The 22,739-nt window shown below is 52.9% G+C and carries 20 protein-coding genes; 17 read left to right on the top strand and 3 right to left on the bottom strand.

Annotation, left to right across the window (positions count from 1 at the left end; genetic code table 11):
• Genes queA through yajC form a run of 3 tightly spaced genes read left to right on the top strand, consistent with a single transcriptional unit; the run spans position 1 to position 2,547 of the window.
• A complete protein-coding gene (queA, locus tag BBD41_RS07105) occupies positions 1 to 1,032 on the top strand; it encodes a tRNA preQ1(34) S-adenosylmethionine ribosyltransferase-isomerase QueA (RefSeq protein ID WP_099477115.1) in 1,032 nt (343 codons plus the stop codon).
• A 17-nt stretch (positions 1,033 to 1,049) separates the two neighbouring features.
• Complete coding sequence (gene tgt / locus BBD41_RS07100) at positions 1,050 to 2,189, top strand: tRNA guanosine(34) transglycosylase Tgt (protein WP_099477114.1); 1,140 nt, start codon at positions 1,050 to 1,052, stop codon at positions 2,187 to 2,189.
• 49 nt (positions 2,190 to 2,238) lie between these two features.
• On the top strand, positions 2,239 to 2,547 hold the full coding sequence (yajC, locus tag BBD41_RS07095) for a preprotein translocase subunit YajC (protein WP_077569198.1): 309 nt from the start codon (positions 2,239 to 2,241) through the stop codon (positions 2,545 to 2,547).
• Positions 2,548 to 2,629: 82 nt separating this feature from the next.
• Here the strand turns inward: yajC and BBD41_RS07090 are convergent, their stop codons facing one another.
• On the bottom strand, positions 2,630 to 3,019 hold the full coding sequence (locus BBD41_RS07090) for a TIGR04086 family membrane protein (protein WP_007133167.1): 390 nt from the start codon (positions 3,017 to 3,019) through the stop codon (positions 2,630 to 2,632).
• A gap of 285 nt (positions 3,020 to 3,304) precedes the next feature.
• On the opposite strand from BBD41_RS07090, the gene BBD41_RS30200 reads away from it, so the two are divergent.
• On the top strand, positions 3,305 to 4,285 hold the full coding sequence (locus BBD41_RS30200) for a DUF421 domain-containing protein (RefSeq protein WP_237087022.1): 981 nt from the start codon (positions 3,305 to 3,307) through the stop codon (positions 4,283 to 4,285).
• Here the strand turns inward: BBD41_RS30200 and spoVB are convergent.
• Entirely contained in the window at positions 4,282 to 5,880 is a 1,599-nt protein-coding gene (gene spoVB / locus BBD41_RS07080; protein ID WP_099477113.1) for a stage V sporulation protein B, read from the bottom strand. The genes BBD41_RS30200 and spoVB overlap by 4 nt on opposite strands.
• A gap of 203 nt (positions 5,881 to 6,083) precedes the next feature.
• On the opposite strand from spoVB, the gene BBD41_RS07075 reads away from it, so the two are divergent.
• The 6 genes from BBD41_RS07075 to BBD41_RS07050 all read left to right on the top strand — a co-directional run bounded on the left by BBD41_RS07075 (position 6,084) and on the right by BBD41_RS07050 (position 12,703).
• A complete protein-coding gene (locus BBD41_RS07075) occupies positions 6,084 to 6,341 on the top strand; it encodes a post-transcriptional regulator (protein ID WP_077569196.1) in 258 nt (85 codons plus the stop codon).
• Positions 6,342 to 6,472: 131 nt separating this feature from the next.
• Entirely contained in the window at positions 6,473 to 7,723 is a 1,251-nt protein-coding gene (gene secD, locus BBD41_RS07070) for a protein translocase subunit SecD (RefSeq protein WP_077569195.1), read from the top strand.
• Positions 7,713 to 8,633 (top strand): protein translocase subunit SecF, encoded by a 921-nt coding sequence (gene secF, locus BBD41_RS07065; RefSeq protein ID WP_077569194.1) that lies wholly within the window; start codon positions 7,713 to 7,715, stop codon positions 8,631 to 8,633. Before secD ends, secF begins: the two co-directional genes overlap by 11 nt.
• A 99-nt stretch (positions 8,634 to 8,732) precedes the next feature.
• Positions 8,733 to 9,701 carry a cation diffusion facilitator family transporter gene (locus BBD41_RS07060; protein ID WP_099477112.1) on the top strand — a complete coding sequence of 323 codons (969 nt, stop codon included), beginning with the start codon at positions 8,733 to 8,735 and terminating at the stop codon, positions 9,699 to 9,701.
• Between the two features lie 60 nt (positions 9,702 to 9,761).
• Entirely contained in the window at positions 9,762 to 12,161 is a 2,400-nt protein-coding gene (recJ, locus tag BBD41_RS07055) for a single-stranded-DNA-specific exonuclease RecJ (RefSeq protein WP_077569192.1), read from the top strand.
• A gap of 26 nt (positions 12,162 to 12,187) precedes the next feature.
• The gene (locus tag BBD41_RS07050; RefSeq protein WP_007133175.1) at positions 12,188 to 12,703 is read left to right on the top strand and encodes an adenine phosphoribosyltransferase; all 516 of its coding nucleotides are present in this window, start codon (positions 12,188 to 12,190) and stop codon (positions 12,701 to 12,703) included.
• A gap of 329 nt (positions 12,704 to 13,032) precedes the next feature.
• Here BBD41_RS07050 and uraA read toward each other — a convergent pair whose 3' ends face one another.
• On the bottom strand, positions 13,033 to 14,334 hold the full coding sequence (gene uraA, locus BBD41_RS07045; RefSeq protein ID WP_099477111.1) for a uracil permease: 1,302 nt from the start codon (positions 14,332 to 14,334) through the stop codon (positions 13,033 to 13,035).
• A gap of 334 nt (positions 14,335 to 14,668) precedes the next feature.
• Between uraA and BBD41_RS07040 the strand changes: the two genes are divergently transcribed.
• The 7 genes from BBD41_RS07040 to aspS all read left to right on the top strand — a co-directional run bounded on the left by BBD41_RS07040 (position 14,669) and on the right by aspS (position 22,704).
• Positions 14,669 to 16,849, top strand: coding sequence for a RelA/SpoT family protein (locus BBD41_RS07040; RefSeq protein WP_077569190.1), 2,181 nt, complete (start codon positions 14,669 to 14,671; stop codon positions 16,847 to 16,849).
• A gap of 115 nt (positions 16,850 to 16,964) precedes the next feature.
• A complete protein-coding gene (gene dtd / locus BBD41_RS07035; RefSeq protein ID WP_099477110.1) occupies positions 16,965 to 17,411 on the top strand; it encodes a D-aminoacyl-tRNA deacylase in 447 nt (148 codons plus the stop codon).
• A gap of 107 nt (positions 17,412 to 17,518) precedes the next feature.
• Positions 17,519 to 17,686, top strand: a complete 168-nt coding sequence (locus BBD41_RS29760; RefSeq protein WP_157929276.1) for a hypothetical protein — start codon at positions 17,519 to 17,521, stop codon at positions 17,684 to 17,686.
• Positions 17,687 to 17,902: 216 nt separating this feature from the next.
• Entirely contained in the window at positions 17,903 to 18,409 is a 507-nt protein-coding gene (locus BBD41_RS07030; protein ID WP_077569188.1) for a type 1 glutamine amidotransferase domain-containing protein, read from the top strand.
• Positions 18,410 to 18,486: 77 nt separating this feature from the next.
• Entirely contained in the window at positions 18,487 to 18,939 is a 453-nt protein-coding gene (locus BBD41_RS07025; protein ID WP_099477109.1) for a hypothetical protein, read from the top strand.
• A 688-nt stretch (positions 18,940 to 19,627) separates the two neighbouring features.
• Entirely contained in the window at positions 19,628 to 20,881 is a 1,254-nt protein-coding gene (hisS, locus tag BBD41_RS07020) for a histidine--tRNA ligase (RefSeq protein WP_099477108.1), read from the top strand.
• Between the two features lie 47 nt (positions 20,882 to 20,928).
• Positions 20,929 to 22,704, top strand: coding sequence for an aspartate--tRNA ligase (gene aspS / locus BBD41_RS07015; protein WP_099480504.1), 1,776 nt, complete (start codon positions 20,929 to 20,931; stop codon positions 22,702 to 22,704).
• Positions 22,705 to 22,739: the final 35 nt, after the last annotated feature.

Genomic DNA, 22,739 nt, shown 5'->3' with positions numbered 1-22,739 from the left:
ATGAATGTGGATTTATACGATTTTGAATTGCCGGAGCGCTTGATTGCGCAGACTCCCTTAAAGGAACGCAGCGCTTCCCGGCTTCTTGCCTTGAATAAAGAGGATGGAGGGATGTCTCACGGGACTTTTGCCGATATTGTAGGCTTTCTGAATCCGGGCGACACCCTCGTTCTTAACGATACCAAGGTCATCCCCGCCCGATTGTTCGGCGAGAAAGAGGGGACGGGTGCGAAGGCGGAAGTGCTGCTTTTGAAAAACCTTGGGGAAGACCGCTGGGAAGCCCTTGTCAAGCCCGGCAAGAAGCTGAGACAGGGAAGCACGATCTCCTTCGGCAACGGAAAGCTCAAAGCCGTTATTGAAGAAGAGGGGGATATGGGCGCTCGGACGCTTCGATTCACCTATAAAGGGATTTTCCAGGAGATCCTGGATGAACTGGGCCAGATGCCGCTGCCTCCTTATATTAAGGAGAAGCTCGATGACCGTGACCGGTATCAAACGGTATACGCCCGGAATGAAGGCTCCGCGGCTGCGCCGACGGCAGGACTTCATTTTACCGAAGCCCTTCTCGACGAGATTAAGGCTAAAGGCGTGAATATCGCTTTTATTACGCTGCATGTCGGGCTTGGAACTTTCCGCCCGATGTCCGTTGAGCGGGTTGAGGATCATGTCATGCATGAAGAATACTATTCCCTCTCCAAGGAAACGGCTGAGCTTCTCAATGAGACCAAGCGTCGGGGAGGCCGGGTCATCGCGGTCGGAACGACATCATGCCGAACGCTCGAAACCGTGGGCCAAGCTCATAAGGGAGGTCCTCTCAGCGAAAGCAGCGGTTGGACGAGCATCTTTATCTATCCAGGATACTCATTTACCGTGGTGGATGCGCTCATTACGAATTTCCACCTTCCCAAATCGACGCTGGTCATGCTCGTAAGCGCGCTGGCCGGACGCGAGCATATCCTGGAAGCTTACCGGGAAGCAGTCCGGCAGGAATACCGCTTCTTCAGCTTTGGGGACGCAATGTTTATTTATTAACTTCGGAGGTTGGTTACATGGCAGCTGCTGTTACGTATGAACACATAAAAACCTGCAAGCAGTCGGGGGCAAGGCTGGGAAGGGTTCACACCCCCCACGGCGTGATCGATACGCCGACGTTTATGCCGGTCGGCACGCTTGCAACCGTCAAAACGATGAGCCCGGAAGAGCTGAAGGCGATGGATGCCCACATCATTCTGAGCAATACCTATCATCTTTTTCTTCGCCCTGGGCATGAGATCGTCAAGGAAGCAGGCGGGCTGCACAAATTCATGAATTGGGACCGGCCCATTCTGACCGACAGCGGCGGATTCCAGGTATTCAGCCTTGCGGAAATGAGAAAAATTTCGGAGGAAGGCGTGCATTTCCGTTCTCATTTAAACGGAGACAAATTGTTCATCTCCCCGGAAGTAGCGATGGAGATTCAGAATGCGCTTGGCTCCGATATTATGATGGCATTTGATGAATGTCCGCCTTACCCGGCGGAATACGAATACGTGAAACAATCCACCGAGCGGACCTCGCGCTGGGCCGAGCGGTGTCTTCAAAGCCATGCCAGACCTAAGGATCAGGCGCTCTTTGGAATTGTCCAGGGAGGGATGTACGAAGATCTCCGCCGGCAAAGCGCCCTAGATTTGACTTCCATGGATTTCCCGGGTTATGCTATTGGTGGACTTAGTGTGGGAGAATCGAAGCAGCTGATGTATGAAGTGCTGGATTACACGGTGCCCCTGCTGCCGGACAATAAGCCGCGCTATTTGATGGGAGTCGGATCACCCGACGCGTTGATCGAGGGCTCGATTCGTGGCGTGGATATGTTCGATTGCGTGCTTCCGACACGGATTGCCCGTAACGGAACAACGATGACAAGTCAAGGCCGTCTTGTCGTTCGAAATGCTCAATACGCCAGGGATTTTGGACCGCTGGATCCGGAATGTGACTGCTACACTTGCCGTAACTACTCGCGTGCGTATCTGCGTCATCTGATCAAGAGTGACGAGACGTTCGGGCTTCGTTTAACGACGTATCACAATCTTCATTTCTTGCTCGATCTGATGCGGAAAGTGCGCCAAAGTATTATGGAAGACCGTCTGCTTGATTTCCGCGATGAGTTTTTTGACAAGTACGGCCTTCATGATAATGAAAAAGGTTTCTAAGTAAGCTTATGACCCTTGGGGGGTTGTCGTTGAAGGGGGGGAAAGAAACATGTTTGAACAAGAACTCGCAGCAGCACAGAATCAAGGCGGCGGAGGTCTGCTTGGCTTGATTCTGCCGTTCGTTCTGATGTTCGTCATCTTCTATTTCTTGCTGATTCGTCCGCAACAGAAGAAGCAGAAGCAGAGAACGGCAATGCTGAGCGCTTTGCAGAAAGGCGATAAAGTGGTAACTATCGGTGGCCTTCACGGTACGATCGTGGAAATTACCGATGATATCGTCGTTTTGAAAGTGAACGATGTAACGAAGTTGACGTTCGATCGTAATTCGATCAGCCATAGCGTAAACGCGAATACGTAATCCGGAAGGTATACATAGGATGCCTTCGAGAGACTTGATTGGCAAGCGAAAGGCCGACTCTATCAGGAGTCGGCCTTTCGCTTTATTTTTTCAAATTAACGCCAAACATGCCTCCGATCGCGCCGGCGATAAAGACGGTGGCCAGCAGGGTCAGGTCTCCAAGCGCCAGCGAGCTGTCCAGGGCCAGGAATCCGATCGCCAGCAGCGTAACGCCGTACAGAAGCCCGGTCAGGCAGCCGTAATACCAGCCTCTGTTTCCCGCACGCTTTCCGCCTACACAGCCCCCGATAAATGCGGAAAGAGCATGTACGAGAAAGGTGTAGAACGATAAATCCTCTTCCGTCAAGCCGCTGCTCCACAGCAGGAGGGAGAGCGCCAGCGCCCCAAGAAACATCCAAAAAAATGAATACAAAAGTCCTGAAAGAATGGGATTGGTCACGCGAAAGGTGAATACTCGCCGGATCGGTTCCATGAATCGTTCCCCCTTAACGAATATATTGGTGCGAGTTCAAAAAGCCGGTTTTTCAGGATGCCGAGTTACTGCTTGATTCACTTCGTGTTCAAAAAACGACTTTTCGAACAACTTCTATTAGTAAATATTGTATGGCCAAGCCTGGGCATATAGTACAACGGAAACCGCCAAATTCGATGTTTGTAAGATTGCCATTAATTAATCGTCAATCCTCGAATGGGAATGGATGCCGAAGGTCAGAATAGCTGTACATGAGAATGTTCGACCAGCTGGGAGGGATTGATTATGTCTCATATCACTATTCTGATACTGCGGACGATTCTGATGTATGCGGTTATTTTTGTGACGATGCGCATTATGGGAAAAAGAGAGATCGGAAAGCTGTCCATATTCGACCTCGCAATCTCGATTATGATTGCAGAAATTGCAACGGTTGTTCTTGAGGATGTCAACAAGCCGATTTGGGAAGGACTTGCTCCGATTATCGTCCTCGTCGGGATTCAAGTAGGGCTGGCCTATCTTGGGTTAAAATTCCGGAAAATTCGTCTGCTGGCCGACGGCAGGCCCAGCATCCTAGTATCCAAGGGGAAGCTTCATCGTAAGGAGATGGCGAGGCTTCGCTACAATCTGGATGATCTGATGCAGCAGCTGCGCGGCAAGGATATAGACAGCCTGGCGGATGTGGAGTTTGCAATATTGGAAACAACCGGACAGCTAACCATTATTCCAAAAGACAAGGACAATGCAGCGGGCTCCTCAGTCAGCTCCTCAAGCTCGGAAGATCAGGGCAAGGGTGCCGAGTCCGTCGAGCAGGGAAGAAGAGGGTCCGGCAGCGTAACTTCCGGATTCGGCGACGTGATTTCCGGGTCCGGCAGCGTGGCTTCCGAATCAGATTTGGGAGCGTCGGTAGCGGGCAGCCAGCAGGGGTTAACCGGGTCCGCTAGCAGCACATCGAATTCTGGCAGCGGCGCGTCCACCTCCAATGGTGACGGCTCATCCGGTAACGGGCATTCCTTGACCGCCCGCAGTGCTTCGGAAGAAGCCATTATCGATATCCCGTACCATAAAGTTACGTACGAAGGGATGCCGATCCCCCTGATCATGGACGGAAAGGTGCAGGATGAAAACCTGAAGCTTATCGAAAAAAACCGCCCATGGCTCCAAGGCGAAATCCGAACGTACGGATTTAACGATTTTGAGGATGTATTCCTCTGCTCCATCGATCATAAAGGTAGAATCTACGTAGACGGGAAAGAGCAGGATTAACGGCGGCTGCTGCGGTTGAGCCAAGCCCCGACCACGGGAACGCGTTCCAGATCGCGCGGCGTCACCAGTCTGGTCAAAAAGATGACGGCAAAATAAACGACAAAGCCGATGAAAACGGACGCCAGAAATTGAAGCCATGGCTGTGTACTAAACGGCAGATGGTTATATCCATAGAGAATTGAAGCCCCCATGATCAGCATGACGGCAGCCGTTTTCATGTAATCGAGCCAACGGAAGCGAAATCCGATCAGCCGGGACAGACTGAAGCCGTGCAGCACGGTGACCGCAACGCTGTTCACGAGAATGGCTATGACCGCCCCCTTGATGCCGAAGGCCGGATTGGATGCCAAATAGACGATCAGGCTCATTTTAATCAACGCTCCGATCAAGGTATTGACAAGGGCTCTTCCTGGCCGATCCAGTGCCTGCAGCGCTGCTTGGAGCGGAGACTGAACATAAAGGAACAGCGCAAAGGGGGCCATCATTTTAAGCATGGATCCGACCTCTCGGTTATCGTACAAGAGGAGGCACAGCGGTTCGGCCAGGACATACATAACAACGGCAAAGGGCGCGCCTGATACGAGAGCCAGTCTAAGGGACTGGTTCATCCGTTTGTGTATGGTCACCCGGTCATTACGCGCGGAGGCCTCCGAGAGTGAAGGGACCAGGGAGATGGCGAGTGAAACCGTGAGCGCCCCCGGAAGCAGCAGCAGCGGTATGACCATGCCCTGAAGGGCTCCGTATTGGGCGGTTGCAACCGTTGTGGCGATTCCGGCCAGGGCAAGGCTTCGATTCGTAAGAATGGTTTCAAGCAGATAGGAGAAGGAGCCAACCATTCGGCCTCCGGTGACCGGAATCGCGATTCCCGCCAGCCGCTTCAGAATCCCCCGGGTAGAATCCGCCGGTTCCTTCAACCCGGAGGTGTCCGGCGGAGGCGATTTGGGCAGGAGCTTGCCGTTTCGGCGCCCCTCGCCGGCATACTGCATCAGCAGGGCAATCATCCCGATCAGCTCGCCAACGGCCGTGCCGAGCATCGCGCCAGCCGCTCCGTACTCGATGCCTTTGGGCATAAGAAGATGGGCAAACCACAGCATGCATACGATTCGGACGATCGTCTCGATGACGGAGGAGCTTGCGGAGGGAATCATGTTTTGTTTGCCTTGGAAGTAGCCCCTGTATACGGAAGAGACCGCAATGATAATCAGCATGGGCGTCATGCTGATAAAGGTCTGGAACACCCGCTCGTCCGGCAGGAGGACACCCGTAACCCAAGGAGCCAGCAGCAGGCTCAATCCCATAAAGAGCGTTCCGGCTGTCAGCGTCAGCATCAGGCTGACCTGGAGAATTTGCTTGGAAGCATCCCGCTTTCCGGCGCCTTCCGCCTCGGCGACCATTTTGGCGATGGCAAGCGGAATTCCGCCGGTGATGATCGTGACAAGTACGATGAAGAAGGGGTAACCGAGCTGGTAAATGCCAACGCCTTCCGGGCCGATGATTCGTGGCAGGGCGATCCGCGGAATGAAGCCGAGGATACGGTTCAGTATGCCTGCAGCCAGTAAAATTAATGTTCCTTTGATAAACGATTGCTTGTTCACTGTCCATCCCTCTCCCTGGTTGAGGCTGAATTTAAGGGCTTGTTTCCTGTAAGAACCGCCAAATTATCGTCATTCTTATGGATATGCCCTACCTGTCCCATCTGATGACTTTACTTTTTAACGCGGGCGTGGTACGAATAGAAGGAAACAGGCTTTAGGAGTCGAATCTATCAAAGGGGACGACAGGGAGGAGGCTATACGTCATGGAACTGACACCTATGACTGAGGACGAATTGATGAGCACCATCGAAATGGTCTGCCAAAGCAAAGTCGAGGAGATGCACCTCATAGGCTACGAGCACGTGACGACGGATGATATCTGGAACTGCGTCAACAGCAAGTATGAGAAGGAAGGCGTTCCGTCCCTCCACAAGCTGGTCAATGATATCTTATCTTTGAAGGCAATGAGCTTAATGAATTATATGACAATATCAGCATATAAGGGATCGTCTTTCGATTAATGAAAGAGGTCCCTTTTTGCCTTGCCGTATATAGAATTGATTCTCATCCCGACAAATTTTGATAAATTGACTGGGTTTTCTGACATCGCTATAATAGGAATATTGAGTAAAAAGGGGGAAAAAGGGACGGCATGAAAAGAATCATCAGTTTCATCGTTACCGTGCTCGGGCTTACCATTATAATGGCCGTTACAACTCCAGGCTTGCTGAAAGATGTCCGCCTAGGTCTAGATCTAAAGGGCGGCTTTGAAATACTCTATGAAGCGGAGCCGTTAATGGAAGGGCAGCAAGTCACGAAAGAAGCATTGCAGGAAACTGCGAAGAGCTTGCAGAAGCGCGCAGATGCGCTCGGCACAACAGAGCCGGAGGTTACACCGGAAGGAACCAACCGCATCCGGTTGAAAGTGGCCGGCGTGACGGATGAGGCCGAGGTCCGGAAGACGATGAAGGAACCTGCGAACCTCACATTCCGAAGCAATGACGGCTGTAAAGAAGGCGAGGAGTTCTGTAAGATCGAGCTCCGGGGCAATGATTTTGTAGAGAATGGCGCATCCATTGCCTATGACCAGCTGAATCAGCCTATGATAGACATTAAGGTGAAAGACAAAGCAAAGTTTGCTGAAATTACGGAACGCCTGCTTGGTCAGGAATTGGCCATCTTCATGGATGACCAGCTGCTGTCCGCTCCGACGGTACAAGCCGTACTTACCGATGGCTCCGCTCAAATCACAGGAAGCTATACGCTGGATGAAGCGAAGCAAATCCGCGATACGATCAACCTTGGCGCGTTGCCGCTCAAGCTGGTTGAGAAGTATTCGCAGAGCGTTGGCGCAACTCTTGGCATGCAGTCTCTAACGAAGACGCTTCAAGCAGGTCTCCTGGCTTCGGTTGCGATTCTGCTGTTCATGATTATCCGGTACCGCATTCCTGGCTTGCTGGCAAGCTTTGCACTCATTTTGCATACATGGCTCTTGATTCTCGTGTTTGTATGGGCGGACTTTACCTTGACCCTTCCGGGGATTGCAGCGTTCATTCTCGGGGTAGGTATGGCCGTTGACGCCAATATCATAACCTATGAACGGATCCGAGAAGAGATCAGAACAGGCAAGAGCGTCGCTTCCGCGGTAAAATCCGGAGGAAAGTCCTCGCTGCGCGCAATCATGGACTCGAACGTGACGACGATTCTCGTTGCGGCTGTCATGTTCGCATTCGGTACGGGTGCCGTTAAAGGCTTCGCCATCGTATTGATTTTGGAGATCCTTATCAGTATCGCCACGAACGTTTATTTCTCCCGTTTCTTGCTCAATCTACTTGTGAGAATAGGTTGGGCCGGCAAACCGAGCCATTACGGTGTAAAGGAGCGTGACATTCGTGAGCTTTAAAAACTTCAACTATGTCGGCAAAAGTAAAATCTTCTTTATCTTCTCAATTGTCATTACCGTTTTGGGCTTGGTATTCCTGTTGACGCGTGGGCTGAACTATGGCGTTGACTTCCGTTCCGGTTCCAACGTAGACATATCTTTGAAGCAGGAGCTGACGAACGAGCAGATTCAGCCGGTGCTAGATGAGATCGGGATCGGTAAGGACGCCAGCATTACACAAGGGGCAGACCGCATCAATATCCGGTTCAGCGACGTACTGAGCGAGGACCAGGACAGTCAGCTGCGGGCTGCGGTTCAAAAGCTCGACCCTTCGGCAACCTTTGAAATCAATACGGTAGACCCCGAGATGGCCAAGGAGCTTGGACGCAACGCCATTTATGCGGTGCTGCTGTCCTGTATCGGGATTATCATTTATGTCAGCATTCGGTTCGAGTGGCGCTTCGCCCTTGCAGCCATCGTAGCATTGCTGCATGATGCCTTTGTTGTCGTCAGCATATTCTCGATTCTGGGGCTGGAGGTCAATCTTACCTTCATTATCGCGGTGCTTACCATTATCGGTTATTCGATCAATGATACGATTGTTATTTTTGACCGGATCCGGGAAAATCTCCGCTTTGCTAAAATCAAACGCCGTTCCGATCTGGTTGAACTGGTTAATAAAAGCTTGTCCCAGACGATCGGGCGCTCGATCTACACGGCGCTGTCGGTGTTTATCGCAGCATTGTTCATGCTTATCCTCGGCGGTGAATCGATTCGCATGTTCTCCCTGGCGATCTGTATCGGTCTCTTGATCGGTGCATACTCGTCGATCTTCATCGCTAGCCCGTTGTGGCTTGTTCTTAAAGGGAAAAATGTCAGCAACAAGCCGCAAAAAGCAGTGAAGCCGAACAAAGATAAAATCGAGATTTAATCCAATCGATCCTATACACATGAAAGCCGCGTCGCAGGCGACGCGGCTTTCAAAAGTTAGCTGCCTTACAGCGTGCATGATTGGGGGGGGGGGCCTCAAGTGAGGAACGAACGATCGAACCAAACGGAAGCTGTCCTCTGGACAGGCATCGTGACAGATTTCGCCTTGGCAGTCTTCAAAGGCATTGCCGGCTATTTGTTAAACAGCAAGGCTTTGATGGCAGATGCCATGTACTCGTCAGCAAGCGCTGCGTCGCTGCTGGCGGACCGTTTGCCGCATCTCCGGATCTTCGGGCGAAGGAATGCAGAACGTAGTAAGCAAGGTCCATCCATGCAGTCTGAGTCCGTGATCTCCATTCTCTTTGCTGTATTGATTATGATGGGCGGGCTTCAAATCGGAGTTTCCGCGTTCCAAACGTTTTCTTCCGGGGTGCCGGAAGCGCCGGATAAAACAGCGCTGCTGGCCGTGCTCATCTCGTTGGCCATCAATGAAGCGGTATTTCAGTACCAGTATCATCATATGAAAAAGAACAGGGACCATCGATTGCAGTCGATATTGGAGAACCACCGCTTTGCGTTATATTGCTCGATCACGGTTATCATCGGTGTTTTTTTGTCTTTCATTTCGGGGGTATATTTTGACGGGTACGGACTTATCTATATGGATTCAGTGGCGGCTCTGATTGTGGCGTGCCTCGTGATCCGCAAAGGGTATATCTCCATCATTCATTCCGTATACGGCACGCTGACGGAGGAGAAGCGGCATGAATTCGAACCCGAATTTATGGACACGATTCAGCGCGTTCATGGCGTCATTACGGTTGAGAAACTTAAGGTTCAGGAGTACGGTCAGGTTCGCCAGGTCAATCTGGAGGTTATGGTCAGCGTCAACCCGCGTACATCCGTACTGGAGGCTCAGGAAATTGCCGAACGCATCCGCAAGCTTCTGACCCATCGGTTTATGCTGGTATCGGATGTCAAGGTTTCCGTCGTTCCGTATGATCCGGGTTATCCCTATAAATCGAATTTTGACCTGATGGACAATGATTCACCAACACTGCCGCAGTAATCGAATGATCTACGCACAAGACAGCAGGAAAGCGGCAGGAGAGAGGAAGGTGATTATCCTGTGCTGTATTCCAAATATGAATGGCGGGTAAAAGCCCCGGATCATCATACGGCACAATGGCTTGCTAAGGAAATGTCCCTGTCGCCTGTCGTGGCATCATTGCTGGCGGCACGGGGAGTATTATCCTTGGAAGACGGGAACAGGTTCCTGTACGGCTCTTTGGAGCTTACCCACGATCCTTATCTCATGCAGGGGATGCGTGAGGCCGTTCCGCGTATTCGAAAAGCGCTGGAGGATCGGGAGCATATTCTGATCTACGGCGATTATGATGCCGACGGGGTCTCCAGCACCTCGCTCATGATTCAGTTAATGCGGGAGCTGGGAGCCTCCTACGATATATACATTCCTCACCGCGCGAACGAAGGTTATGGCCTACATAATCATGCGCTCGATTGGGCGCACCAGCAAGGCGTTAGCCTGGTGATTACGGTCGATACGGGAATCAGCGCGGTCGAACAGATCGCATATGCAAATGAGCTTGGTATGGATGTGATCGTCACCGATCATCATGAACCGCCGGAGCGGCTGCCCGATGCGTATGCGCTGATCAACCCGAAAATGAAAACTTGCCCCTACCCGTTTAAAGGCCTGGCAGGGGTCGGCGTAGCCTATAAACTGGCACAGGCCCTTGTGGGAGAACCGCCGAAAGAATGGCTCGAGATCGTTGCGATCGGTACGATTGCCGACCTGATGCCGCTGACCGGCGAGAATCGCGTGCTCGTTAAGCAAGGGATCGAATCGATGCGATTTACCCGGTATGAAGGCATTCGTTGTCTGCTCGAGGTATCGGGGGTCCATGTCGAGCAGGTGACGGCTGTCAACGTGGCCTTTGCCATGGCCCCGAGGATTAATGCCAGCGGCCGGCTGGATCACGCCGGCAGGGCGGTTACGCTTCTTACGACGGAGAGCCGGGAGGAGGCCGAGCGGCTGGCGTTTGAGCTGGACGCCTTGAACAAGGACCGGCAGCAGGTCGTAGAAACGATCGTACAGGAAGCGCTTGAAATGGTTAACGCCAAGTGGGGAGAGCGCTTGCCCTCCGTTATTGTACTGGCTGGCGAAGGCTGGAATGTAGGGGTTGTCGGCATTGTAGCGTCCAAAGTGCTGGAGCGGTTCTACCGGCCGGTTGTCATTCTTGGTATCGATCCCGAGAGTGGCAACTGCAAGGGCTCGGCCCGTTCCATTCCAGGGCTGGACATTTATGAGGCTCTAAACTCCTGCCGGGACGTCATGGATCATTTCGGCGGCCATCCGTCGGCTGCAGGCATGAGCCTGCACCGGGACAGGCTGGACGAATTTGAACATGCACTACAGCAATTCGCTGATGGAGTGCTGAGGGAAGAGCATTTTACCGCTGTTTGCGAAGCGGATTTGGAATGCAGCATGTCGGACGTCTCGCTTCCCGTCATTGAGCAGCTGGAGCTGCTTGGACCGTTCGGGATGGCCAACGCCGTTCCCAAGATCATTTTTCGGGATGTTACGGTACAAGAAGTACGGAAAATCGGCAAGGAAGGCAAGCATCTGAAGCTGCGGATTGCGCAGAAGGGGCAGCAAATCGATGCGCTCTTCTTCGGGAGCGGCCATCTGGCCGATCTGCTGCCGGCTGGCACGGTGATGGATGTTCTTGGCGAGATGTCTGTCAATGAATGGAACGGCAGCCGCAGGCTCCAGCTCCTGGTTCAAGACCTTCGGGTTTCTTCCAGGCAGGTGTTTGATTTCCGCGGGACTCCGGAGCCTTTAAGTGCAATCAAACGGTGGAGAGCGGAGCTTGCGCCTTACCTGCAGTGCTCAGCCGACAAGTCCGCCGTCGTATATGCAAAAGATTCACATCCTGAAATAAAAAGTCAATTGTATGATATGTGCCTTTGGGTATATGATAGGAATGCTGGCATTATGCCGGATAATGATGTTGCTGAGAGCAAACCTAAAGAAGACACTTCCGTTTTGTTCGTGCTGGACATACCGGAGAGCGCCGAACAGCTGGATGCGATGATGAAGGCATTCCATAACGTTCCTAATATATTCATGCTGCATCCGACTCGGAATGAGCGTGAACGATTGCTGATCCCGAGCCGCGAACAGTTCAAGCAGCTATACGTTCTGCTCGCCGGCATGGCATCCTCGCCGGTACCGGAGCAGGAAGCGGTGGCCCAGCTGAAGCGGCGAACCTCGCTGTCCTCACGCATGCTGGCCAAAGCGCTGGATGTATTTGAGGAATTGGTGTTCATCCAGCGTTCCAAGGGATGGATTACCTTTGTTCCTAAACCGGAGAAGAAACCGCTTGATGCTTCCCGGCATTTCCGGGAATTAAGCAATCTTGCGGACATGGAACAGCATTTGCTGCATGCCGGTACTGAACAATTAACCCAGTGGATGATGTCCCGTACTAAAGATGTTTCTTAGCCGTAATGATACAGGAGGAGATTAAGTTGGATTTTAAAGATTATATTCGCGTCGTTCCCGACTTTCCGCAGCCAGGAATCAGTTTTAAAGACATTACGACGCTTCTGAAAAATGGCGAGGTATACCGCAAAGCAATCGAAGAGCTGAAAACGATGGTATCCGACCTCAAAATTGACGTGATCGCGGGCCCGGAGGCGCGCGGCTTTGTTGTCGGCGCACCGCTGGCCTATGCGCTTGGCGTCGGGTTTACGCCGATTCGCAAGAGCGGAAAGCTCCCTTACGAAACGATTGAGGTAGGATATGACCTCGAGTATGGCAAAGACCGACTGGCTATGCATACCGACGCCATCGAAAAAGGACAGAATGTACTGATTGCCGATGATCTTCTCGCAACCGGCGGCACCATTTCCACATCGGTTAACTTGATTCGTCAGCTGGGCGGCAATGTGGTCGGCGCTGCATTTATGATCGAGCTTGCAGATCTGAACGGGCGTTCGAAGCTGGATGGAATCGATGTCTTTACGCTTATGAAATACGAGTAAACGACAAATTTTCCCGGGAAATAAAGAAAGGTCCTGAGCAATGGCTCAGGACCTTTTTTTTACGATTGTTCAGGGGGCTGAAGGATATGCAACCGTGCCCTCTTTGGTCTATATTGAGATATAGCTCTCCCTGATTAATAACCTTCGATCCACTGAGAGGCGGTACGGAGAAGGGGGGAAATCCCTTGATTGAAATATACTTCATGTCCATACGATCAATGTCTTTATATCGAGGGCACTAAAAGGCGATTGAAACAGAGAATCTCGCAATGGAAGATGAAAAAACAGCCGCAGTTTGCGGCTGTTTTTCATCATGCTCCCACACAGCTTTAGTCCGGCGTTTTCTCGGTGATAGGCTGTTCGTTATTCTTTTCGTTAGAGAGCCCCGTTATTTCAAACAGTTTGAAGAGAATAGCGAGGCACATGCCCACGATCGTTGCCAAAGCCATACCTTTCAATTCTACCGTCCAGATCTTCAAGGAAACGCCGCTGATGCCGGTTACGAATACCAGCGTCGCCATAATCATGTTGCTTGCCTTGGAGAAATCGACTTTCTGCTCAACGAAAATCCGCAGGCCGGAAGCCGCGATTACACCAAACAGCAGCAAGGACACGCCGCCCATAACCGGCGTTGGAATATTGGCCACGACGGCCGAGAACGAGCCGGAGAACGAGAGCAGAATCGCAATGACGGCCGCTCCGGCAATGACGTATACCGAGTATACCTTCGTCAGCGCCATGACGCCGATGTTCTCCCCATAGGTCGTGTTCGGCGTCGAGCCGACGAAGCCGGACAAAATGGTGGAGACCCCGTTGCCGAGCAGGGAGCGGTGAAGCCCCGGGTCTTTCGCTAAATCCCTGCCAACAATATTGCTGGTTACGAGCAGGTGTCCGATGTGCTCCACGATCACGACAAGCGAGACCAGAATAATGCTGAAGATGGCTGTAGCGTCGAATACCGGCGTCGTAATTTCAGGCATGGAGAGGAAGCTGGCCTCGGCGATTCTCTCCGTTTCCACAACGCCAAGCGCAAAGGACAGCGCATAACCTACCACGATCCCGATCAGGATATGAATGATTTTGGGAAAGCCCCGGAACAGCACCGATCCGAACACGGTTACGCCGAGGGTTACGAGCGAGATCGTTACCGTTGTCGGATTGATGGACTCCCCTTCTGCAGGGAGTAAGCCGGCCATGTCTGCGGCAACTGGCACGAGCTCCAAACCGATCATGGCGATAATGGCGCCCATGACGGCCGGAGGGAAAACAAAGTCGATCCACTTGGTTCCTGCGTACTTAACGATAAGGGCAACAAAGCAGAAGATGACCCCGGTAACGATGAACGCGCCGAGTGCTTTTCCGTAGTTGGCATCCGGGTTGCCATCCAGCACCAGCAGGACCGGTGCGATGAAGGCGAAGCTTGAGCCGAGGTAGGCGGGAATTTTCCCTTTACAGAAAAAAATGTAGAGCAGCGTGCCGATCCCGTTCATCAGCAGGATCATGCCGGGATCCACACCGAACAAGTTAGGAACGAGCACCGTGCTTCCGAACATGGCGAACAAATGCTGAAGGCTCAGCAGGAAACCGGGGCCAAGCGGAAGCTTTTCATCAACCTGAATTTCGCGTTGCAAGTTATTCCACTCCTCTATAGGACTTTAAATATAGGACCGTTCGCGTACGATCTTTAATAGATTAAATACAATTGTTCGTTTTTTCAACAATATTTTTTGCAGTCCGTCAAAAAAGATACAAGCTTTGTCGAATCCGGATGTCTGTTCACCAGGAATAGGGCATAATGTATGTAACTGTTAGCGATTGCGCGATCCGTGATTGGAGAAACCTGCATACGGTTGACGTAAACCGCCACAAGCGTCATAATGAGAGGAAAACCATCAAGAGGGAACCTGCACGTTTTGACAAGGGCGGGTTCCATTTTATATAGAAAGGGAAGAGAAGGACTCCAAAATGGGCATAGAGCGATTACTCGAAAAGGCCAGCGCCTATATTAAAGAACCCGATCTTCTCCGCATCCGGGAAGCGTATGAATTTGCGGAACAAGCCCACCACGGACAAGTGCGGAAATCGGGAGAACCTTATATTCTTCATCCGCTCGCGGTTGCCGACATCGTGGTGAACATGCAGATGGACACGCTGTCGATCATCGCTGCGCTGCTGCACGATGTCGTTGAGGACACGACCGTATCCCTTGACCAGATTCGGGAGCGTTTCGGGGATACCTGCGCCATGCTGGTGGATGGGCTTACCAAGCTCGAGCGGATCCAGTTCAGATCCAAGGAAGAGCAGCAGAACGAAAATTACCGCAAGATGTTTATCGCCATGGCGCGGGATATCCGGGTCATCGTGATCAAACTGGCGGATCGACTTCATAATATGCGGACTTTGAAATACCAGTCCGAGGAAAGCCAGCGTCGCATCTCTTATGAGACCCTGGAGATTTTCTGTCCCATCGCCCATCGCCTCGGTATTTCCGCGATCAAGTGGGAGATGGAGGATATTGCACTGCGCTACTTGAACCCGCAGCAGTATTACCGCATCGCGAATCTGATGCATAAGAAGCGGGCGGAGCGCGAGCAGTATATTGACAACGTTATCGTCTGTATCCGCGAGAAGCTGGATGAAATGGGTATTCAGGCGGATCTGTCGGGAAGACCGAAGCATATTTACAGCGTCTTTAAGAAGATGACGGTGAAGAACAAGCAATTTAACGAAATTTACGATTTGCTTGCCATTCGGATTATTGTCGACAATATTAAAGATTGTTATGCCACGCTGGGGATCATCCACACCCTGTGGAAGCCGATGCCGGGCCGATTCAAAGATTATATCGCCATGCCGAAGACGAATATGTACCAGTCCTTGCATACGACCGTCGTCGGACCTAACGGAGAGCCTACCGAGGTCCAGATCCGGACGTGGGAGATGCATCGGACGGCCGAATACGGTATCGCCGCCCACTGGGCGTATAAAGAAGGCTCTGCCGGTTCCAGCGGAAGCTTCGATAACCGGTTGACATTTTTCCGTGAAATTCTGGAGCTCCAGCATGAGACAAAGGATGCGTCGGAATTTGTCGAATCGTTAAAAATGGACTTTTTCTCGGATTTGGTCTTTGTATTCACGCCGAAAGGCGAGGTCATCGAGCTCCCGTCCGGTTCGGTGCCCCTGGATTTTGCGTATCGGATTCATACCGAGGTCGGCAACCGGACGATCGGCGCCAAGGTCAACGGACGGATTGTTCCGCTGGATCATCAGCTGAAAACGGGCGATATCGTCGAAATCCTTACCTCCAAGCATTCCTACGGGCCGAGCCAGGATTGGCTCAAGATTGCCCAGTCCTCCCATGCTCGGAGCAAAATCAAGCAGTGGTTCAAGAAGGAAAAGCGGGAAGAGAATGTGGAAAAGGGACGCGAAATGCTGGAGCGGGAATTTAAGCGCCTCGGCCTTGACGTGTCCGAATGGACCACCGATGATAAGCTGATCGAAGCGGCGAAGAAATTCGCTTTCAATGATATCGAAGACATGCTTTCGGCCATCGGCTTCGGGGGCATTACCGCCGCGCAGATCTGTACCAAGGTTACGGAGAAGATGCGCAGGGAGCAGGAGGAAGCAGCCAATCAGCTGGAGATGACCTCCGAGATGAAGGAGATCAAGCCGGCCGAGAAGCGCAGCCGTCCAACGAACGGCGTTCGCGTCAAGGGGATCGATAATCTGTTGGTCCGTTTCGCCCGCTGCTGCAACCCGGTTCCGGGAGACGATATCGTCGGTTATGTTACGCGGGGCCGCGGCGTGTCGGTCCATCGATCGGACTGTCCGAACCTGCCGGCCACGGGCGAAGGCGAGGATGCCGCACGGGTGATCGAGGTCGAATGGGAATCCTCGGTGGAGGCTAACTACAGCGTCGATATCGAGGTGACCGGGCATGATCGGAACGGGCTCTTGAATGAGGTGCTGCAAGCCGTTTCGGAGAGCAAGACGAATATATCCGCCGTCACGGGCCGCTCGGACAAGAATAAAATGGCGATGATCCACATGACGATTCTGATTCGGAATACCGATCATCTGCATTCGGTCGTAGAGCGCATTAAGCGGGTGAAGGATGTCTATACCGTTCACCGGATCATGCAGTGATTCTTATTTCGTGCGGGCTTCCGGTGCCTGATGCATTCACGGTCTGCTGCCCTTCAGGGAGCAGGCCTTTTATTATTGTGGAAACTTATTTTTTTGACAGAGGGAGCTAAGTGTTATGAGAGTTGTCATTCAGCGATGCAAGCATGCGGAGGTTTCGGTCGGAGGCGAGGTTGTGGGCCGGATCGGAGAGGGGCTTATGGTGCTCGTCGGCGTGACCCATGAAGATGACGAGAAGGACGTAAAATATATAGCGGACAAGGTGGCCGGACTGCGGATATTCGAGGATGAGGAAGGGAAAATGAACTTCAGCGTCCTGGATGTCGGCGGGGCTGTGCTGTCCGTTTCCCAGTTCACGCTCTACGGCGACACCCGTAAGGGAAAGCGTCCGAACTTCATGGCGGCGGCGAAGCCAGACGCGGCCAAGGCACTTTACGAGGCATTCAACCAGGAGCTGACGGCAAAAGGACTGACTGTGGAGACCGGCATATTCGGCGCGATGATGGACGTGTCGCTCACGAACTGGGGTCCTGTCACGATTATTATCGATAGCCGTGCTTCCTAGCCATCAGTTATGATGGCCTTTCGTGCATGATCCCGAAATTTTTGGGCAACCTGTGGGGGTAATTGTTCTGCTTGCACTACCAAGCGAATGAAGGAGTGATGCGACCGATGCGTCAATCCCCCAAGTCTTCCCTTTGCAGCGGGTTGAAAGCATGTGAGCCGTCGAGCGGCATCAGAGAGAGCACGGGAGTGGAGCGGCTATCGGCGGCGCCGGATGATCCTGTGCTGGCGCTGGCAATGAAGGGGCAGTACCGAAGGCTGCTGCCGAGATCGTAGCCCCTTTATGGAATAGGGAACTTAGGAATAAGGTTTTAGAAGGTCCGGAGGTCGTGCTCCGGGCTTTTTTAGGTTGGAAGCCATGCTTAATGCAAGCATTGCGTGTCAAGTCAAGGTCGGTCGGCCCTCTACTGCCCTTCGGAAGTTCGTTGTTATAAAAGAAGCGCGACAGGGTAATAACAAATCGAGGACCAATCGTGAAAGGAGACATGCCAGATGAGCAAGGTTGCATTTCTGCTAGCAGATCAGTTCGAGGATTCCGAGATGAAGACCCCTTATGACGCCGTAAAGGAAGCTGGGCATGAGGCGGAGATAATCGGCTTGAAGCAGGGTCAGGAAGTGAAAGGCAAGCAAGGTAAGGCTTCGTACACGACGGATAAAGCAATTGCCGATGCTAAAATAGAGGATTATGATGCGGTGGTTATTCCAGGCGGCTCTTCACCGGAGAATTTACGTCTGGATTCCCATATATTGCAGTTTGTCACAGCGGCAGACCGTGCGGGCAAGCCGATTGCCGCCATCTGTCACGGACCGCAAATTCTGGCAAGCGCCGATCTGCTGAAGGGCCGAACGATCACATCGTATCCGCCGCTTCAGGACGACATGGTGAACGCCGGTGCGCAGTTCAAGGATGAAGAGGTTGTAGTGGACCGAAATTTCATTACGTCCCGCACGCCGAAGGACGAGCCGGCCTTTGTTCGCGAGCTGCTGAAGGCGCTCTGATCCGGCAGTAAAGGCAGTTTTTCCATGCAAGGCCAGTCTTTTCAAAACGATAGCTTTTGAAAAAAGGAGGAATGGACATGTCGAAACAAATTCAAGCTTATTTCAGGACCGAAGATGAAGCAGAAGGTGCCAGAACGACGCTGCTGACCTACCACACCGAGCAGCTTGAGGTGGGTCAGCTTCAAGACCCGATCCGCAGCTGGACAAATATTCTGGTGCCGCTAGTGCCTTGGAACAACTCAGGCACCGCCGGCGCGACGATGGGAACCGGTACTGCGGCCGCACCCGGCGGCGTCATCGGGGCACCCGGCGTCGTTATCGGAGGGGACAGGGCGCTGACCGGAGATCTCGCGGAGGACCGCGCGGACGGCGACGGAGACCGTTCCGACCGGTGGCGGGAAGCGGACGTGACGGACAGGGACTACGGGGATTTGAAGTATGCGTTGTCCGTTAAGGTAAGAGACGAGGATTACGACGCGATTGTCCACGCGCTTCGGGCAAACCACGCCTACGTCGAACGTTTCGATTGATTACGGGACGGGTCAGGAATGTCCGGATCCGAGAGCGGAAGACCATCTGAGATTATGACGAGACCCGACATCATTTTAAAGCGTTTTCCTGCTTGTAATATAACTGTAATGTTTGTTCAATCTTTCTTTAATATAAGATGCTTATAATAACAGCATGACCCCCTTTTTTATATAATATATGTTTTGGACCTACGGCATTTGGCCTGTAGGTTTTTTTCTTTTTTCGGGTTATTTCTACAAAGCAGCTTGACTTTAGCTCGGCGGTTCATTAGAATCTAAAAATATAATGTTTCGGGTATACTGATAACATGATATCGGATTTGATGACGGGACCAAGTACTCCATCCCCACAAGAACAGAGAGGAATCCCTTTGGCTGTAAGGATTCTCTTGATGAATGGACGAATGACTTCCTCGAGAACAGACGGCGAACCTTCGCACCGGCAGCCCGGTGGCAAGAACAGTAGCCGCTCTGCGCGGCCGGGCGTTACGCGGTTGAAGCGGATGCAGGATTGCATAGGAGTACATGATGTACGCTTGTGCGGGCCGTTCCGGAATGTGGGTGGTACCACGGGTGATTGCGTTTACGAACATCTCTCGTCCCAGTTGTCTTATGGACAGCGGGGCGGGGGATTTTTTAATTTCTAGCGATTGTTTGGGCAAAAGCAGTAGGATGTGGAGGGATGAAGATGGCAAACGAAAAATTTGAGAAACCGACCGGCACGCAGGATATTTTGCCGGGAACGGTTGAGAAATGGCAGCTGATCGAGGAGAAAGCCCGGGATTTGTGCCGGAGATATAATTACCGCGAGATCCGGACGCCGATCTTCGAGCAGACCGAATTATTCGAGCGCGGAGTCGGAGAGACAACCGATATCGTTGAGAAGGAAATGTATACCTTCAAGGATAAAGGCGATCGCAGCATGACCCTTCGTCCGGAGGGAACGGCGGGCGTCGTACGGGCCTATGTGCAGAACAAGCTCTATGGCGAGCCCGATATTACCAAGCTGTATTACATCGGGCCGATGTTCCGTTATGAGCGGCCCCAAGCCGGAAGATACCGGCAGTTCCACCAGTTCGGCGTCGAAGTGTTCGGCACGGCCGATCCGGCTGTGGATGCGGAGGTTATCGCGCTGGGCTACACCTTTTATAAGGAGCTTGGACTTCAGGGCGTGAAGGCGGAGATTAACTCCGTCGGTACGCCGGAGGTGCGGGCGGCTTACCGTAGCCGGCTGCTTGCTTACCTGGAGCCGATGAAGGATAATCTTTGTTCGGACTGCCAATCCCGAATGGAACGGAATCCGCTCCGCGTGCTGGATTGCAAGAAGGACCAGGACAAGTTCACGGACGCGCCTTCCATCCTGGATAGCTTGGACGAGGAATGCAGCCTGCACTTCGGTAAGGTGCAAAGCTATCTGGATGCGATGAACATCGAGTACGAGATTAATCCGAGACTGGTTCGAGGCCTCGATTATTATACGCATACCGCCTTCGAATTCAAGGCGCAGGGGATCGGCGCTATCGATACGGTCGGCGGAGGCGGACGCTTTAACGGATTGGTGGACCAGATCGGCGGACCGGATCAGCCGGGCATCGGCTTCGGAATCGGGCTGGAGCGCATTCAGCTGATTCTGGAGCACCAGAGCGTAGACCTGTCGGGCGTAAAACCGCTGGATGTGTACCTGGTGGCCCTCGGGGAAGCAGCCGAGCGGGAAATCGTGAAGATCATTTACGAGCTGCGCGGCAGAGGCATTTCCGCGGAACGGGACTATCTCGGACGGAAAATGAAGGCGCAAATGAAATCCGCCGATCGGCTGAACGCCCGCTATACCGCCATATTGGGGGATGACGAGCTTGCCCGCGGGGAAATCGCGCTGAAATCCATGGAAAGCGGCGAGCAGCGCACGGTGAAGCTCGAACAGCTGTTTGAAGAACTTGTTTAACCGCCCGCGATCAGCGGCTAACTATACTAAAGGGGAATGATATGAAGATGAAAAGGACACATCAATGCGGTCTGCTGACGACCGCGAACATCGGAGAAACCGTAACGCTGAACGGCTGGGTACAGACCCGCCGCGACTTGGGGGGCGTATTGTTCATCGACCTTCGCGACCGCAGCGGCATTATGCAGGTCGTATTCAATCCGGATTTCTCCGGCGAGGCTTTGGCGGTTGCCGACAAAGTGCGCAGCGAATACGTTATTGCCGTATCCGGCAAAGTCGTTAAACGCGCGCCCGAGACGTTCAATCCAAATCTGCCGACCGGCGAGATCGAAGTTCAAGTGACCGAAATCGAAGTGCTGAACGCTGCCAAGACGCCGCCGTTCTTCATCGAGGACGGGGTTGAGGTTGACGAGCAGCTGCGCCTGAAATACCGTTACCTGGACCTGCGTCGTCCGGAAATGCAGAAGACGCTCATGCTCCGCTCCAAAGCGGCCAAAGTATTCCGCGATTTCCTTGACGGCGAGGGCTTCGTCGATGTAGAGACGCCGATCCTGACCAAGAGCACGCCGGAAGGCGCGCGTGATTACCTCGTGCCGAGCCGCGTACATGCAGGCGAATTCTTCGCGCTGCCGCAATCTCCGCAAATCTACAAGCAGCTGCTGATGGTCAGCGGCGTCGAGCGTTATTACCAGATCGCGCGCTGCTTCCGGGACGAGGACCTGCGGGCGGACCGCCAGCCGGAGTTCACTCAGGTCGACATCGAAACGTCATTCATGGAGCGCGACGATCTCTTGAATATGATGGAGCAGCTCATGGTGAAATTGTTCAAGGAAACGATCGGCGTAGAGCTTGCGACTCCGTTCCAGCGCATCAGCTATGCCGAAGCGATGGGCAAGTACGGCTCCGATAAGCCAGACCTTCGGTTCGGGCTCGAATTAATTGAGATGAACGACATCGTAGCAAACAGCGGCGTAAAAGTATTCTCCTCCGTCATTGAAAAAGGCGGCGAAGTGAAGTGCTTGAACGCGAAAGGCTGCGGCACCTGGACTCGTAAAGAGATTGACGACCTGGGACCGTATGCGGCTCGTTATGGCGCGAAAGGTCTGGCCTGGATCCAAGTGAAGGAAGGCGAATTCAAGGGGCCGATCGTGAAATTCTTTACGGAGCAGGAGATCGAAGCGGTACGCGAGCGCACCGGCGCCGAGGAAGGCGACCTGCTGCTGTTCTCCGCCGACAACAAGAAGGTTGTAGCTGATGTGCTGGGCGCCCTCCGTCTGAAAATCGGACGTCAGCTCGGTCTCATTAACGACAACGAATACAAGTTTGCATGGGTGCTTGACTTCCCGCTGCTCAGCTATGACGAAGAGGCGAAGCGTTATGTAGCCGAGCACCATCCGTTCACCCGTCCGAAGGACGAGGATCTGGAGCTGATGGACACGGATCCGCTTGCCGTGCGCGCTCAAGCGTACGACCTGGTGCTGAACGGCTATGAAGTCGGCGGTGGTTCGATGCGGATCTACAAGCGCGAAATTCAAGAAAAAATGTTCGCTGCGCTGGGCCTTTCGCCAGAAGAGGCGCATGAGAAATTCGGCTTCCTGCTTGATGCGTTCGAGTATGGTACGCCTCCGCACGGCGGGATCGCCTTTGGCTTCGACCGTCTTGTAATGCTGCTGGCGGGCCGCAACAACCTGCGGGAAACGATCGCGTTTCCTAAGACGGCAAGCGCAACGGATCTGCTCATGGACGCTCCTTCCCAAGTGGACGGCGGACAGCTGGAGCAGCTGCATATCAAGCTGGCCAAGAAGCCGGGCGACGAGAAGTAAGCCGTCTGTCTCGATAAAGGAGGATTTGCATAGAT

It is taken from the genome of Paenibacillus ihbetae, assembly GCF_002741055.1.
Taxonomy (GTDB): domain Bacteria; phylum Bacillota; class Bacilli; order Paenibacillales; family Paenibacillaceae; genus Paenibacillus_AQ; species Paenibacillus_AQ ihbetae.
The sequence above is the reverse complement of the archived record's forward strand: the minus strand, read 5'-3'. Positions and strand labels throughout refer to the sequence as shown.